This is a genomic window from Psychrobacter sp. PAMC 21119, assembly GCF_000247495.1.
GTDB lineage: Bacteria > Pseudomonadota > Gammaproteobacteria > Pseudomonadales > Moraxellaceae > Psychrobacter > Psychrobacter glaciei.
This window is the reverse complement of sequence record NZ_AHVZ01000020.1, coordinates 110,974-125,083: the sequence shown is the minus strand read 5'-3', so window position 1 is coordinate 125,083 and position 14,110 is coordinate 110,974. Positions and strand designations below refer to the sequence as shown.

The 14,110-nt window shown below is 44.3% G+C and carries 9 protein-coding genes; 4 read left to right on the top strand and 5 right to left on the bottom strand.

Going from position 1 to position 14,110, the window contains the following annotated elements; translation table 11 throughout:
* Positions 1–145 precede the first annotated feature (145 nt).
* From glmM to cysS, 4 genes are all read right to left on the bottom strand, one after another.
* Positions 146–1,513: a phosphoglucosamine mutase gene (glmM, locus tag RH96_RS08395; protein ID WP_010199765.1), complete on the bottom strand. Its 1,368-nt coding sequence runs from the start codon at positions 1,511–1,513 to the stop codon at positions 146–148.
* A gap of 230 nt (positions 1,514–1,743) precedes the next feature.
* Positions 1,744–3,216 (bottom strand): IMP dehydrogenase, encoded by a 1,473-nt coding sequence (gene guaB, locus RH96_RS08390; RefSeq protein WP_010199763.1) that lies wholly within the window; start codon positions 3,214–3,216, stop codon positions 1,744–1,746.
* Positions 3,217–3,623: 407 nt separating this feature from the next.
* Positions 3,624–5,618, bottom strand: coding sequence for a mechanosensitive ion channel family protein (locus RH96_RS08385; protein ID WP_010199762.1), 1,995 nt, complete (start codon positions 5,616–5,618; stop codon positions 3,624–3,626).
* A 313-nt stretch (positions 5,619–5,931) separates the two neighbouring features.
* Entirely contained in the window at positions 5,932–7,392 is a 1,461-nt protein-coding gene (gene cysS / locus RH96_RS08380) for a cysteine--tRNA ligase (RefSeq protein ID WP_010199760.1), read from the bottom strand.
* Between the two features lie 246 nt (positions 7,393–7,638).
* Here cysS and RH96_RS08375 point away from each other — a divergent pair, with 246 nt between their 5' ends.
* Complete coding sequence (locus tag RH96_RS08375; protein WP_010199758.1) at positions 7,639–8,280, top strand: cob(I)yrinic acid a,c-diamide adenosyltransferase; 642 nt, start codon at positions 7,639–7,641, stop codon at positions 8,278–8,280.
* A gap of 137 nt (positions 8,281–8,417) precedes the next feature.
* Here RH96_RS08375 and RH96_RS08370 read toward each other — a convergent pair whose 3' ends face one another.
* Positions 8,418–9,398 (bottom strand): hypothetical protein, encoded by a 981-nt coding sequence (locus RH96_RS08370; RefSeq protein WP_010199755.1) that lies wholly within the window; start codon positions 9,396–9,398, stop codon positions 8,418–8,420.
* 424 nt (positions 9,399–9,822) lie between these two features.
* Between RH96_RS08370 and RH96_RS08365 the strand changes: the two genes are divergently transcribed.
* The 3 genes from RH96_RS08365 to RH96_RS08355 all read left to right on the top strand — a co-directional run bounded on the left by RH96_RS08365 (position 9,823) and on the right by RH96_RS08355 (position 13,923).
* Entirely contained in the window at positions 9,823–10,551 is a 729-nt protein-coding gene (locus RH96_RS08365) for a glycerophosphodiester phosphodiesterase (RefSeq protein ID WP_010199753.1), read from the top strand.
* A 450-nt stretch (positions 10,552–11,001) separates the two neighbouring features.
* Positions 11,002–12,180 carry an acyl-CoA desaturase gene (locus RH96_RS08360; RefSeq protein WP_026037238.1) on the top strand — a complete coding sequence of 393 codons (1,179 nt, stop codon included), beginning with the start codon at positions 11,002–11,004 and terminating at the stop codon, positions 12,178–12,180.
* A gap of 276 nt (positions 12,181–12,456) precedes the next feature.
* Positions 12,457–13,923, top strand: coding sequence for a protein adenylyltransferase SelO (locus tag RH96_RS08355; RefSeq protein WP_010199749.1), 1,467 nt, complete (start codon positions 12,457–12,459; stop codon positions 13,921–13,923).
* The last annotated feature ends 187 nt before the right edge of the window (positions 13,924–14,110 follow it).

Genomic DNA, 14,110 nt, shown 5'->3' with positions numbered 1-14,110 from the left:
CCCTGTGTGCCTTGGCAGTCTCAGGTCAAACAAGAAAAATAGCGCAGATAATATCGGGATATTAACCAGCTATTTGACGATGTTTGGCAAGATTTAGCCATTTTTAGCCCATTCAGATGACTATCGAGTGAATTGAAGACGCGCCCTAGCCCAATACTGCCTTAATCTGCTCAGCCAAATCATTGGCCATCACATCACACTCTATCTCATCATCTGACTCGACCATCACTCGAATCATCGGCTCAGTGCCCGACTGACGAATCAAAAGACGACCACGACCCTCTAGAGTAGCACGTGCTTTATCAAAAGCGGTGACTAACTCTTTATGCTCAAAAGGATCTTGCATGGTAGATAAGCGTACATTGACCAGCTTCTGTGGCAGTACTTCAAAGCCCTCTGTAAGGTCACTTAGAGCTTTATTTTGCGCTTGCATAACGGCCAATACTTGTAAGCTTGCAATGATCGCATCGCCCGTACGGCTCTTGTCTAAGCATAATATATGCCCAGATGGTTCACCACCTAGTATCCAGTCGTGAGCGGCAAGCTCTTGCATGACATAACGATCGCCTACTTTTGCACGAGTAAAGGCAATACCTGCCTCTTTCAATGCCAACTCTAGACCCATGTTAGTCATGAGCGTACCAACCACTCCTACCGCAGGCGTTTTGCCTTGGGTGGCAAGCACGTATAAAATGCCATCGCCATCGACCAGTTTACCCATCTCATCGACCATCACGATACGATCACCGTCACCATCTAAGGCAATACCGACATCCGCTTCGTGCTCAAGTACGGCTTTTTGCAAGCTCTCTGGATGGGTCGAGCCGCAGTCAGCATTGATATTGATACCGTCTGGCGTATTATTGATAGCAATCACGTTGGCACCGAGCTCACGCATGACTCTTGGAGCAACGCTATAGCCTGCGCCATTGGCACAATCGACAACGATTGTTAAGTGAGCTAAGTCGTACTGATAAGGGAAGCTGCCTTTACAGAATTCAATATAGCGACCTTTAGCATCATTAATTCGGTTATTTTTACCCAATTGTGCTGGATCAAGAATAGGCATGAGCACATCGCTGCCATTAGAGTCGCTCATAATGGCTTTTAATTTGTCATTAATCGCCGTTTGCATCTCATCGGTCAGCTTTTTACCGTCAGCTGAAAAAAACTTAATGCCGTTGTCATAGTATGGATTATGAGATGCTGAGATAACGACGCCTGCATCTGCATGAAAGCTGCGAGTTAAGTGAGCGATAGCTGGCGTTGGTAATGGGCCAAGCATGTTTACATCGACCCCTGCTGCATTAAAACCGGCCTGTAGCGCCCCTTCGATCACATAGCCTGAGAGACGAGTATCTTTACCAATGACCACGCTCGGCTTACGGCTAGGATTGTCATTGTTTTCTATGAGCACCAGTCCAGTCACATAACCTAACTTTAGAATAAAATCAGGGGTGATCGGTAACTCACCAAATTTTCCACGAATACCATCAGTGCCAAAGTAGCTCATTACAAATGTTCCTCAATTCTAAAAATGAAACGCCAGACGTACGCGCAGGCAAGGCAATAGTTATTATAATCTATTGGTGTATTTTACAAAAAAAACAGCCAACAATGACGAGGCATTGTTGACTGTTTGTATCCTGATGTCACTGTCATACTGTCTGTCAGTGACTATCGACGTTCTTAGGACTAAAAAGTTATTAGGGTTAAGAAGTTATTAGGACTAAAGCGTTTTAATTAATCCACTCGATAGTTCGGTGCTTCTTTGGTGATTTGCACATCATGCACATGCGACTCTTTCATGCCCGCAGACGTCACCTTAATGAACTGTGGTTTGGTACGCATATCTTCGATAGTTGCACAGCCAGTATAGCCCATTGATGAACGTAAACCGCCTACCAATTGATTCACGATACCTGCTACTGGTCCTTTATAAGGAACACGACCTTCGATGCCTTCTGGAACCAGTTTTTCTACGCCATCTTTGGCATCTTGGAAATAACGATCTGATGAGCCATTCTGACCTGACATCGCACCTAAGCTACCCATACCGCGATACGCTTTATAATAACGACCTTGGAACAGCTCAACTTCGCCTGGTGCTTCTTCAGTACCAGCCATTAATGAGCCGACCATGATACAAGAAGCACCAGCTGCGATGGCTTTTGCCATGTCACCTGAGAAGCGAATACCACCATCAGCAATCAATGGGATACTGTCTTTCAGGGCGCTGGCCACATTATCAATGGCTGAGATTTGTGGTACACCAATACCTGCGATAATACGTGTGGTACAGATAGAGCCAGGACCGATACCAACTTTTACCGCATCAGCGCCCGCATCACGTAACGCTAAAGCTGCATCACCGGTAGCGATGTTGCCACCGATAACTTGCACATGAGGGAAATTTTTCTTGATCCAAGAGACTTTTTCGATCACGCCCTTTGAATGACCATGTGCCGTATCGACCACGATAATATCGACATCAGCTGCAATCAATGCTTCAACGCGCGCTTGCGTATCTGCACCCGTACCGACAGCAGCGCCGACACGTAAGCGGCCTTGCTCATCTTTACAAGCATTTGGGTTGTTTTCAGCTTTGGCAAAGTCATTGACCGTAATCAGACCGCGCAGACGAAAGTCTTCATCAATCACGATCACTTTTTCGATACGGTGCTCATGCAGCAATTTTTTGATATTTTCATTGCTCTCACCTTCTTGCACGGTGACTAGCTGCTCTTTTGGCGTCATAATATGGCTAACTGGTAATGACAGATTGGTCTCAAAACGCCAGTCACGATGTGTGACGATACCGACGACTTTATCCGTGCCCTTCTCTACCACAGGCACACCTGAGATATTGTTGCTTTGGGTCAATCTTAATAATTCACCAATCGTCATTTCAGGATGCACAGTGATAGGATCGACTACCGTTCCTGCTTCGAATTTTTTGACGCGGCGTACTTGGGTGGCCTGCTTATCGATATCCATGCTCTTATGCAAGATACCCAAACCACCCAGCTGTGCCATGGTGATAGCCATTTCAGATTCGGTGACGGTATCCATAGCAGCCGAGATTAGCGGCAGATTCAGTGTGATACTTTTGGTCAAACGTGTGGACAGATCGGCAGATTTTGGCAAGATTTCAGAGTAGGCTGGTAACAATAAAACGTCATCAAAGGTGAAGGCTTCATCGACAATTCGTAACATACAGACCCCTAGTGGTGGTTATTTTGATGGGTGGGATTTTCGCATTAAGACAATCAATCAAGATCACCATTATGACTTTACGACGTTCAACCCTTATTTGTTAAAGGCTTTGAATCATAGAGCTTTAGATAATAAGCAATGTACCAGTCGTTATTTATAATCAAACATTATTTGTCATCAAATAAAGACACTAGAAAACTGCTATTGATTTATCAGTGGTAAGAAAACGCAAATACTGCGCAGCCTTATCTTTAATCGCTCAGTTATCCCTTAAAAATAACGCCATATTATAACAAATAAGCAAGCAAATCGCATGTTATATTTGTCAGTGGGTTTTACTCACAGCTGTCTATCGATAGTGACGCTGTACATTCAATTTTTTTAAGCGTCAAACCAATAGACATTGACTACTTTTGTCTCAATACAAGGTGCTCAGCTGGTAAATAGTGCTTTTGTTCACGGTACAAATAATCAAGCATCTGCTCACGTATCTCACAGGCCAGTGTCCATGCTTCTACAGGGCCTATCGCTGAAACAGCGCCGCGCAGTTGAATGGTCTTTTCAGTCACCTCAACGACAAATATTTCAGGCTCAGTCTTGTTGTCCCAAAGCTTATTGTCTTTCACCACCGAAATAAACTGCTGGCGAATGGCATCAATATCTGCGCCGTAATCGATATATAAGAACACAGGACAGGTCTGATGCACTTCTGTATGCGACCAGTTCTCTACCATTTCGGTGATCAATTCGCGCATCGGCACGATTAATCGACGTTCGTCCCATGTTTTTAGTACCGCATAAGTGTAACGCAGGTCTTCAACGGTACTAAAATTGCCATCCATTATCACACTATCGCCAATTCGTACGGGCTGGGTCACTGCTACCTGTACTCCAGCAATGATGTTACCCAGTATTGGTTGAGCGGCGATACCAATGACCACGCCAGCAATGCCAGCCGAAGTCAGTAAGGTTTTACCAAAGCCTTCCATGTTGGCAAACTCACTCAGACCTATCCAAATACTGCCCAACACCATGACAAATACGAAGACGCGGCGAAATATCGAGACATAAGTGCGACGACGGCGCACTTTGTCAAACTGCTCCTCTCCTAGGTTTTCAATCTGCATATCTTGATAGCGGTTGGCAAAAAAGTTGATAACACGTATACCGAGCCACATGGCGCTAAAGACCAATCCAATCCAAATAATCGGACGTGTCGAGGAAGCGACTGCATCCAAGTAAGGAAAGCCGCCCGATACCAAGGTAAATACCGATGAGAAGCTGATGGTAAAGGTTAGCGGTACTGTCAGCTTATTGACCAAATCTTCCACGCTATTGTGGTGAACCGTACTCAGCCGATTGCCGGCTTTATCTTTGACATACCAATTGAGAAGCTTGCCAGCACTTTTACTGAGTAACCAGCCTACGCCCATGGTAAAAGAGAAGAAGATAAGTAATGCTAAAAACTCCCAGATGGCGATACTAAATAACTGTAATTTTGTCCACGCCGGTAAATAACGCTCGAATTTTGCAGGATGATATTGCTCATAGAGGTTATCGATATTACCAACCGTTTGGGCAGAAAATATCCAAAAAGGCGCACTATCATCAATGCGCACACGCTCTAAATGTATGGGTACACGGCGCTCACGATAATCAATGTAACCAAGCTGAATAGAGCGTCTAGGAATGCCTTGAATACTGTTCGTGCTACCAAGCGGTGGCTCAATCAAACCGTCAGGACGATCTGGCAATTCATCAAAAACATAGAGCTTTTTTTCAATCAACAAAAAATCAAGTTGTTTGGCCAGATCTATCGCCCGACTACGCTGCAACTTACCATCAATCAAATTCATATTGAGCGCATAAGCAGCCAAATCATACTGCTGCTTCATGACGGCTGACTGAAAAAACTCTAAGGTGGCAAGCGGCGTGGATAAATTCGGTGGCTCAGCGAGCGGTGGCAAGCCTGCATTTAGTTTGTTTAAAGAATAATAGCTTTCGTTATAATCACCAGTGAGACCCGTATCTCCTTGCATTACGCCTGCTTGCTGCACTGCATCCTTGTCTAAAGGATTGACAACTTCATCTGCAATCTCCGAGACACTAATGCCTTCTTTTTTCAACTGTTCAATTTTCTGTGTCGTGTAATCCGCCAAGTTTTCTGGCTTCGAAAGCACAGTATTTTGTGCATCGTTTTGATTTTCGACGGCCGTATCGTGGTTGGTAGCCGCCGTCGCAGGAAGATAAAACACACTACATACCATGACCAGCATGCTGAGTAAAAGTGTCAGTCTACTATGATGGCGCACAGCACTGCCACCAACATCGTAAATAGTGTTAGGTTTATCATTGACGTGGTTAACGTGTGTAGTGTCTAGAGAATGAAGGAAATTTTGCATAAGAGAAATCTTGGCCTCAGTGTGTTTCTAACCTAATGCAGTCTACAAAAAAAAGCCAGCGCAATGCTGACTTAATTTATTAGGGCGTGTCCTCATTTTAAAAATGAGGATAAAAGTGAGGTAAATTGCAGTCAAACAAGGAAAATAGCGCAGATAATATCGAGATATGACCTAGCTAATTGACGACGTTTGGCAAGATCTAACCACTTTTAGCCCATTTAGAGCGCTATCGGTTGAATTGAGGACACGCCCTAGTTGACGTATTTTATGGTTGATAGCATCTATATTGAGCAAAGCACTATTAAGCACAGCATTAGGCACGGCGCCAAGTCGTACCAGCACGGCTGTCTTCAAGCTCAATGCCTGCCGCTTTTAATTGCTCACGCACCTCATCGGCACGCGTAAAATCTTTATTGGCTTTAGCCTCTGCTCGCTCAATGATTAGACCATCAATAACCGCATCAGTTAATCCGTCATCTGCTTGATCACCGGCGACTGCTTGTAAGAACTGTGACACTGGTTGCTGCAGTATATTCAATACCTGTGCCAAGGCTTTGAGCTGCTGCGCCCATTGCCACGCCTTGTCCACTTCCTCTGACTTAATAGCTTTATTAATATCACGTGCCAGCCCAAATAGCACACTAGTAGCCGCTGAAGTATTAAAATCATCATTCATTGCCTGAATGAAAAAATATCCAGCATCACTTGAATAAGCATCATTAATTAGATGTTCGTTAATTTCTAAAGTTTGTCCCTTTTGCTGTTCAGCAATCTTTAGGGTATTATATAATCTACTTAGGCTATTATGTGCTTCATCTAAGGCTACATCTGAAAAGTTTACTTGACTGCGATAATGACTGGATAACAGAAAATAACGCACGGTTTCAGAATGGTATTTTGCCATCACATCGCGAATAGTGAAGAAATTACCCAAAGACTTAGACATCTTTTCACCATCGACATTGATAAAGCCGACATGCATCCAATTGCGCGCGTATTTGCAGCCAGTACTGGCCTCAGATTGCGCAATCTCGTTTTCATGGTGTGGAAACTGTAGGTCATGACCACCGCCATGGATATCAAAGGTATTGCCTAGGCATTTGGTCGACATCGCCGAGCATTCAATATGCCAACCTGGACGTCCTTGGCCCCACGGTGACGCCCACTGGGGCTCACCAGGTTTTGCCGCTTTCCATAAGACAAAATCAAACGGATTGCGCTTATCATTTTCAACTTCTACTCGCGAGCCTGCCTGCATTTCATCTAAATTGCGCTTAGATAATTTACCATAACCAGCAAAGCTATCGACCGCGTAATAGACATCGCCCTTATTACCAGCATACGCATAGCTACCCGCGACTAGCGTTTCAATAATATCCTGCATCTCATCAATATAGTCAGTAGCACGAGGCTCTTGATTAGGAGGTATGCACCCTAATGCCAGCTCATCATCATGCATAGCTGTGATAAAACGCTCGGTCAACTCATTAATAGGTTCATTATTCTCTGCGGCACGATTAATAATCTTGTCATCAATGTCAGTGATATTACGTACATAATTCACTTCATAGCCCAATTGGCGTAACCAACGCGAAATGACATCATAAGCGACCATAATTCGCGCATGACCAATATGACAATAATCATATATCGTCATTCCACACACATACATGCCCACTTTCCCTGCATCAAGCGGTTCAAAATACTGCTTACTAGCAGTTAATGAGTCATAATTTGTAAGACCAAGTCTGGCTTTGGCAAGAGGTGTGGTCATAATGAAGTAGCCTTTTGATAGAAATGTACTTGATAAAATGTATAAAAATAGTTTATTAGACGTCTTTAGCGTAACGGCCAACTCACTATTTTATGGTTGTTTTGTCTTAAAAACAGGTATCTTAGCGAAAATAGCCATAAAATACTACAATGGTCGCCTTAGACATCAATACTTGATGATAACACTGAGTGATACAAAGACATGAAATTCAACTATAAATAACTGTTTAAAAAATAAGGAATAATAATGGGCAATCGATTAAGCAAAATATATACACGCACCGGAGATGATGGTAGTACCGGTATGGCAGATGGCAGCCGCGTGAGTAAAGCCGACAACCTATTTAGCGTGATGGGTGATATCGATGAGCTCAACTCACACATCGGTCTGGTACGCGCGCACTTGGCACAAGCTGCCCATAATGATGAAAACGCAAACCAACAGCAGTTGCCTGAACGCTTACAGCAGCAAAAAGAATTAGACTTTGCTCAAGCCTTAGTCATTATTCAGCATTTATTATTTAATATCGGTGGCGAGTTGGCCATGCCAGAATATGAAGGTGTCAATGCCACTCATATCGAATGGTTGGAGCAACAGATTGACGCGATGAACACGACCTTACCACCGTTAAAGGACTTTATTCTACCGACAGGCTCACTATTAGTCAGTCAGCTGCATATAGCGCGTACCGTTTGTCGCCGTGCTGAGCGCCAAGCGGTACTCTTACAGCAACAACGTCCACCAGCCATTCGCGGTACTGCGATTAGCTTTATAAATCGATTGTCTGATTGGTTATTCGTCGCGGCGCGTTTTTGCACCGATCCTGCCCAAGTCTCTGAAGTGCTGTGGGACAGTCAAATCTTGCAAAATTTCACCAATGATAAATAATCACTCATAGCACAGCACAGCGATATGAGGCTATATGCCACCCTATCGATAAGCCAATAGCTCATACAGAAAAGCCCGCAGCGTAAAAGTTGCGGGCTTTTTTAAGATGCTATTAGCAACTGCTTCGTCTTGATGACTTAATATGTAGCGCTATCATCTTCGACGATGACCATATCAATGCTGTCATCATTAGGCACTAACTTTGGCGTTGTTTGTGTTGCCGGCTTTTTGGCGTCAGCACTTGCCGCGGCGGCTTGGTTGTTTTCTGTAGCGCTACTCTGACTGTTGCTTTGGCTACTGCTTGGATTATTAATGGTCGGCGGCGTAGCAGGCTCTACTGGACGAACAGGGGCGGTTGGCGTCACTACTCTTGGCTGACGGGTTGGCGCTGATTGATCGTTGTTATTGTTCTGTGCAGCGTCACGGCGACTTTCAGCCTGTTGAGCGGCACGTTTGGCGCGCTGCTCATCCACCGCTGACTTAAACACCGAGCCTGCCATCACATCTGCCACGACAGTCAGTAGTGCCGGTTGTCCAGCAATACGGGTACGAACTTGACCACCTTGAGTACCGACGACATACGTAAAAGCGTCGTCAACGAGCATATTATTATTGATACGAATATTGTTTTGCGCTAATCGAGACTGCAAGCTTGGTTGGTTACCAGCTGCTTGTACTTGACTTGCTTGATATAAATCTTCGCTTGGCAAAGTCATACTAACGCTTGCCTGACAAGTCGTCATACCATTGTTATTGGCTTCTTGTAAGATTGCAGCATTTTGCACATCGATAATAATGCCATTGATTTTGTCAGTGACAACACCACCGTTTAGACTGATTTCTGCCTCATTGGCATAATTGGCAGCCAACGTTTGGGCTTGCTGATTGAGCGTATTTTTCAGCGTGGATTTCAAGCGGTCTTGTACCAGCGGATCATCACAACTGACGGCAGGAGCGATTACGTTATCGTCAGTCACTGGTTGATCTGCCGTTGCTGCTGTCGTTTCAGCGCTATCGTCCTTATCTGAGCGATCACAACCTGTCACGGCCAAACCACATATCAGACTAATACCCGCAACGTGCTGCCATTTGATCCACTTGCTTTTTGCTACGCTCATACTCAATTTACTCCCAATTTACTAATGCTTACCGCCTGCGATGGACGGTATTTGACATTCAGATCGCAACATTTGCCGCGATAGATTTGAAAATCAGATTATTATACGGTGTTTGAATAGGATGGTCATTAGTGTAACTCCCTACTGTACAAATAATGTCCAACATTGTACCCAAAAGCCGCGTTTGGTTGCAAAAACATAACAAATACATACTTATATAATCAATACAGAATTTTGATGATAATTAAGCAGTAGCAAAGATGATTAAAAACCTTCTTTGCAGTATCTATTAGACACATACTTATTTTTTATATTGCTACTCTCTAAGGCAACGCCTGAGCAAAAACTATTTTGCAAATTTCGTTAGATTCTGTTGGTTGGACGCTATATCATTACTCGTAAAAATAGCCGACAGTTCCTCATTATGATAAATCTTAACAACACGCTTTTGCTCGGTCATCGCGGTGCACGCGGTGAAGCAGTCGAAAACACCTTGGCAGGTTTTGAGCATGCACAGCATTTACAAGCACGGGGTTTAGCGGGGGTTGAGTTTGATGTTCAGCTAAGTGCTGATGGACAACTGGTTGTGTTCCATGACGATAACTTAGAACGCATGTGTGGTCAGCAATCGCATATCGACCAGTTAACGCTCGCTGAGATTAAACGCTATCGGCAGTATGGATATCCAGTCATGACTTTAGCGTGCGCTTATGATGTACTGACCAATTTTCGCTATATAGAGCTTGAGATAAAAACCCATGAGCGTACCAATTATAGGCAGTTGTTTAACGCACTAGCACGCAACCTCATTGACACGCCACTTGCCAGCTTACCTATTGTCCTTACTAGCTTTGATGTCGAGCTGCATACTCGCTTGCAACGTCATCCGCTATTGATGCATACCCCACGCGGCTTGCTTATTCGCACACCTGACGCCTTGGCAACGGCGCCCAATACCGCATTGCAACTGGGCTGTAGTCGACTGGGTATCCACTACCCGCTCCTAACCCAGTCCGTCATTAAAAACAGCCATCGTTATGGTTTACCTGTTAGTGCGTGGACGGTCAACGACATCGATACCATTAAATCACTAATAATGTGGCAGGTTGATGTGATTATTACGGATTTTCCGACCCACCTATTGGTACACTAACGGTCCGACACCCCTCTTGAAAAAACCTCACACCCCCTACATATCTGTCGTGCTACTTACACTTTTACGCTATGCCTGATAAGTCACCGGTTATTTACAGCAATGAATACCATAATCGATACAAGTTATTGTTATTTAGCAATATTTTTATAGTGTATAAGTGTTCACTTTACTTGGTTTTTAAGGTACTATGGTGTCTTAAATTAATACCGTTAGGGATATTATATGATTGCAAAAAAAGCACTTGGCTTACCGCTTAAAGGCTTACGTTTCGCTATCAAATCTGGCGACACGCTTGTAAAAACTGCCAGCACTCAAGTAACGCGTTTTAAAACTCGTTTTGACGAAAAAAAGGCGCAAGCTGCTTTTGATGAGCAACCTGTAGCAAAACGCAACTATGCGACAGATTCTGCACAAACTGACGTTTCTACAGAAGAGCAAAGCATTGATATGCGTGAGTTTGAGTTCACAAAAGCGCCGATCAACTGGATTCCAGCGACTATCTTGGTAGCTACACCAATTGCTGCCGCCATTATTACGCCATGGTATTTATTTACGCATGACCTGAGCGCGCCTGTTTGGGGCGTATTTGGTGCCTTTATGGTATGGACGGGCATGAGCATCACAACCGGTTACCATCGTCTATTGGCGCATCGTGCTTATAAAGCGCATCCAATTGTCAAAAACTTCTTGTTGCTTGGCTCAACCCTAGCGGTGCAAGGCTCTGCGTTTGACTGGGTGTCTGGCCATCGTACTCACCATCGCCATGTAGACGATCGTTTGGATGATCCATATTCAGCAAAACGCGGTTTTTGGTTCAGCCATATTGGTTGGATGCTACGCAACTACCCTAGCGGCAAGTTTGACTATAAAAACATTCCTGACTTGACCAAAGACAGAACGTTACAGATTCAGCATAAATACTACGGTCTATGGGTCGTTGCCTTGAACGTTGGTATGGTCGCTGCTATTGGTTGGTTATTGGGTGATGTCTGGGGTACGCTGGTTATAGCTGGTTTGCTACGCTTAGTATTGACGCATCACTTTACGTTCTTTATCAACTCGTTATGCCACATGTTTGGTAGCCGTCCTTATACGGATACTAATACAGCCCGTGATAACTTCTTCTTGGCCATATTTACATGGGGTGAGGGTTATCATAACTATCATCACTTCTTCCAATACGATTATCGTAATGGCGTGAAATGGTGGCAGTATGATCCAACCAAATGGTTGATTGTAGGTTTATCGAAGCTGGGTCTGACAACAGATCTACGTACAGTAGATGACACGACCATCAAGCATGCTGAAGTGCAAATGCAGTTTAAGGCAGCACAACAAAAAATTGATACAGCAACCGTTGGCGGCATTGATCTACCTCATGCAATGAAGAGCTTCCAAGATCGTATTAAGTTTGAATTTGATGCGTTCACCCAGACAGTAGAAGAATGGCAGGCACTAAAAGCCAAGACTATTGAGATGAAAAAGACAGAGTTTGCAGATCGCTTGCATGAAGCTGAAGATATACTGAAAAATGACTATGCCAAGATTGAACAAAAAATCCTTGAGCATAATAGCAATTTAAAGACGGCATTTCGCTCTATTGGTCATAACGCCAAAGCGGCTTAAACGTTAACAGTAATCTGACTTTTCTATTTTGACTTTTTTCCTTCCCTTTATCTGTAATAGATAGAGGGATTTTTTTATCTAACGTTTATTCATAGCACTTATTTATGAGGTTTATAAAATCCAACAGGATTCATTAGACAGTCTTGAGAGGCGCAGATTACAAGAGATGGACAGAGTGAAACGCTGCAATGGTAAGGCTATGCTATAGTAAGCAAGTCACTCAAATAAGTCACTTAATTTATAATTCGATTATATCATTCGATGGGAAAGCCTTGCATGCGCTATCAAAACACCTACGTCAATCTAGACACACGTCTTTATCATAAACAGCCTCCTACGCCACTAGACAATCCACGGATTGGTCACTTCAATATGCAGGTGGCACAGCAATTGGGCTGGGCAGACGATGAAGACTTAATGGCACGCTGGGTTGAGATACTCGGTGGTCAATACCTGCCAGCAGATTTTGAACCGTTAGCCATGGCTTATGCGGGTCATCAGTTCGGGCAATGGGCTGGTCAATTGGGTGATGGGCGCGGCTTACTCATGGCACAAGTGCTCGGTAATAACGACCAACCACAAGACTTACATCTTAAAGGTGCTGGCCTGACGCCCTACTCGCGGATGGGTGATGGACGCGCTGTACTACGCAGTACTATTCGTGAATATTTATGCGGTCATGCGCTTACGCAATTGGGTATTCCCTCCTCTAACGCTTTAGGATTTGTGGTCTCTGATACCAGAGTACGCCGTGAGCGCATAGAAGCTGGTGCGGCATTGATGCGCGTGGCTGACAGTCACATTCGCTTGGGTCATGTCGAGTGGATTGCCAGCTTCGCCCCTGATTTACTCAGTGAGTTTACTGACTATATGATTGACACTTACTATCCAAAGTGTCGCCAAAGCGAGACTCCAGTATTGGCGTTTTTGACCGCAGTGGTTGAGCGTACCGCGCGGATGATTGCCGACTGGCAGCTGATTGGCTTCGCCCATGGCGTGATGAATACAGATAACTTATCTATCACGGGCAGTACCTTGGACTTTGGGCCGTTTGGCTTTATGGAGCGCTTCAATCCTGCATGGATTAACAATCACTCAGACCATACTGGGCGTTACGCTTATCAGAATCAGCCCGCTATCGGACATTGGAATCTAAATACTTGGCTACCACATTTCATGCGCTTAGAGGGAGTAACACGTGAAACGCTGGCTGACTGTTTGGCATCTTACGAGGCGACCTTTATGCAGCACTATCAGCAGGGGCTATGCCGTAAACTTGGATTGCCGCATGCAAAAGAAAGCTTAATGTTGGCCTTTGAATGGCTCATTTTTCTCGAAGACAATTTACTCGACTATACCAATAGCTTCCGGGCATTATTGGCTCTCGTAGCGCCAAACGATTATCCTTATGAGCAGCAGCTACTGTCTACCATGGCGGCAGAGCTCAACGACGAAGCAAATAAAGTTTGGCAAGACTGGTCAGCACGTTATCTGGCGCAATTACAGCCCTTGTCTATGGAACAAGCGTTCAATGACATGCAAGCGAACAATCCTGCTTATGTATTGCGTAACAGCATGGCTCAGCGTGCCATTACCGCCGCTGAACAAGGTCAATTCGAGGAAGTTAATCGTGTATTCGAGCTACTTGCCAATCCTTATGATGTCCAAGCTATCGCTACCGATTTAGATAGTGCGCCGCCTGCACCTCACGCACCGCAAATGCCCATTAGCTGCTCGTCTTAATACATCTACTGTTCGATAGTATTTTAAAACATTGTAAAATTAAGGTTGATATTTGGCTCTGTTCTTTGGCATTATCAACCAGCTAAATAATGAATATCATTTTATTATATTGTTCGGACAATTCACGGCTATTGACTAGGCGCGAATTGTCAATAGTGCTAGAATAACTATTTTGCAAAATTGCTTT

Coding starts and splice junctions, on each gene's coding strand:
- RH96_RS08385 (WP_010199762.1), bottom strand. CDS start 5,618: ATGCAAAATTTCCTTCATTCTCTAGACACTACACACGTTAACCACGTC.
- glmM (WP_010199765.1), bottom strand. CDS start 1,513: ATGAGCTACTTTGGCACTGATGGTATTCGTGGAAAATTTGGTGAGTTA.
- RH96_RS08365 (WP_010199753.1), top strand. CDS start 9,823: ATGATAAATCTTAACAACACGCTTTTGCTCGGTCATCGCGGTGCACGC.
- RH96_RS08370 (WP_010199755.1), bottom strand. CDS start 9,398: ATGAGCGTAGCAAAAAGCAAGTGGATCAAATGGCAGCACGTTGCGGGT.
- guaB (WP_010199763.1), bottom strand. CDS start 3,216: ATGTTACGAATTGTCGATGAAGCCTTCACCTTTGATGACGTTTTATTG.
- RH96_RS08355 (WP_010199749.1), top strand. CDS start 12,457: ATGCGCTATCAAAACACCTACGTCAATCTAGACACACGTCTTTATCAT.
- cysS (WP_010199760.1), bottom strand. CDS start 7,392: ATGACCACACCTCTTGCCAAAGCCAGACTTGGTCTTACAAATTATGAC.
- RH96_RS08375 (WP_010199758.1), top strand. CDS start 7,639: ATGGGCAATCGATTAAGCAAAATATATACACGCACCGGAGATGATGGT.
- RH96_RS08360 (WP_026037238.1), top strand. CDS start 11,002: ATGCGTGAGTTTGAGTTCACAAAAGCGCCGATCAACTGGATTCCAGCG.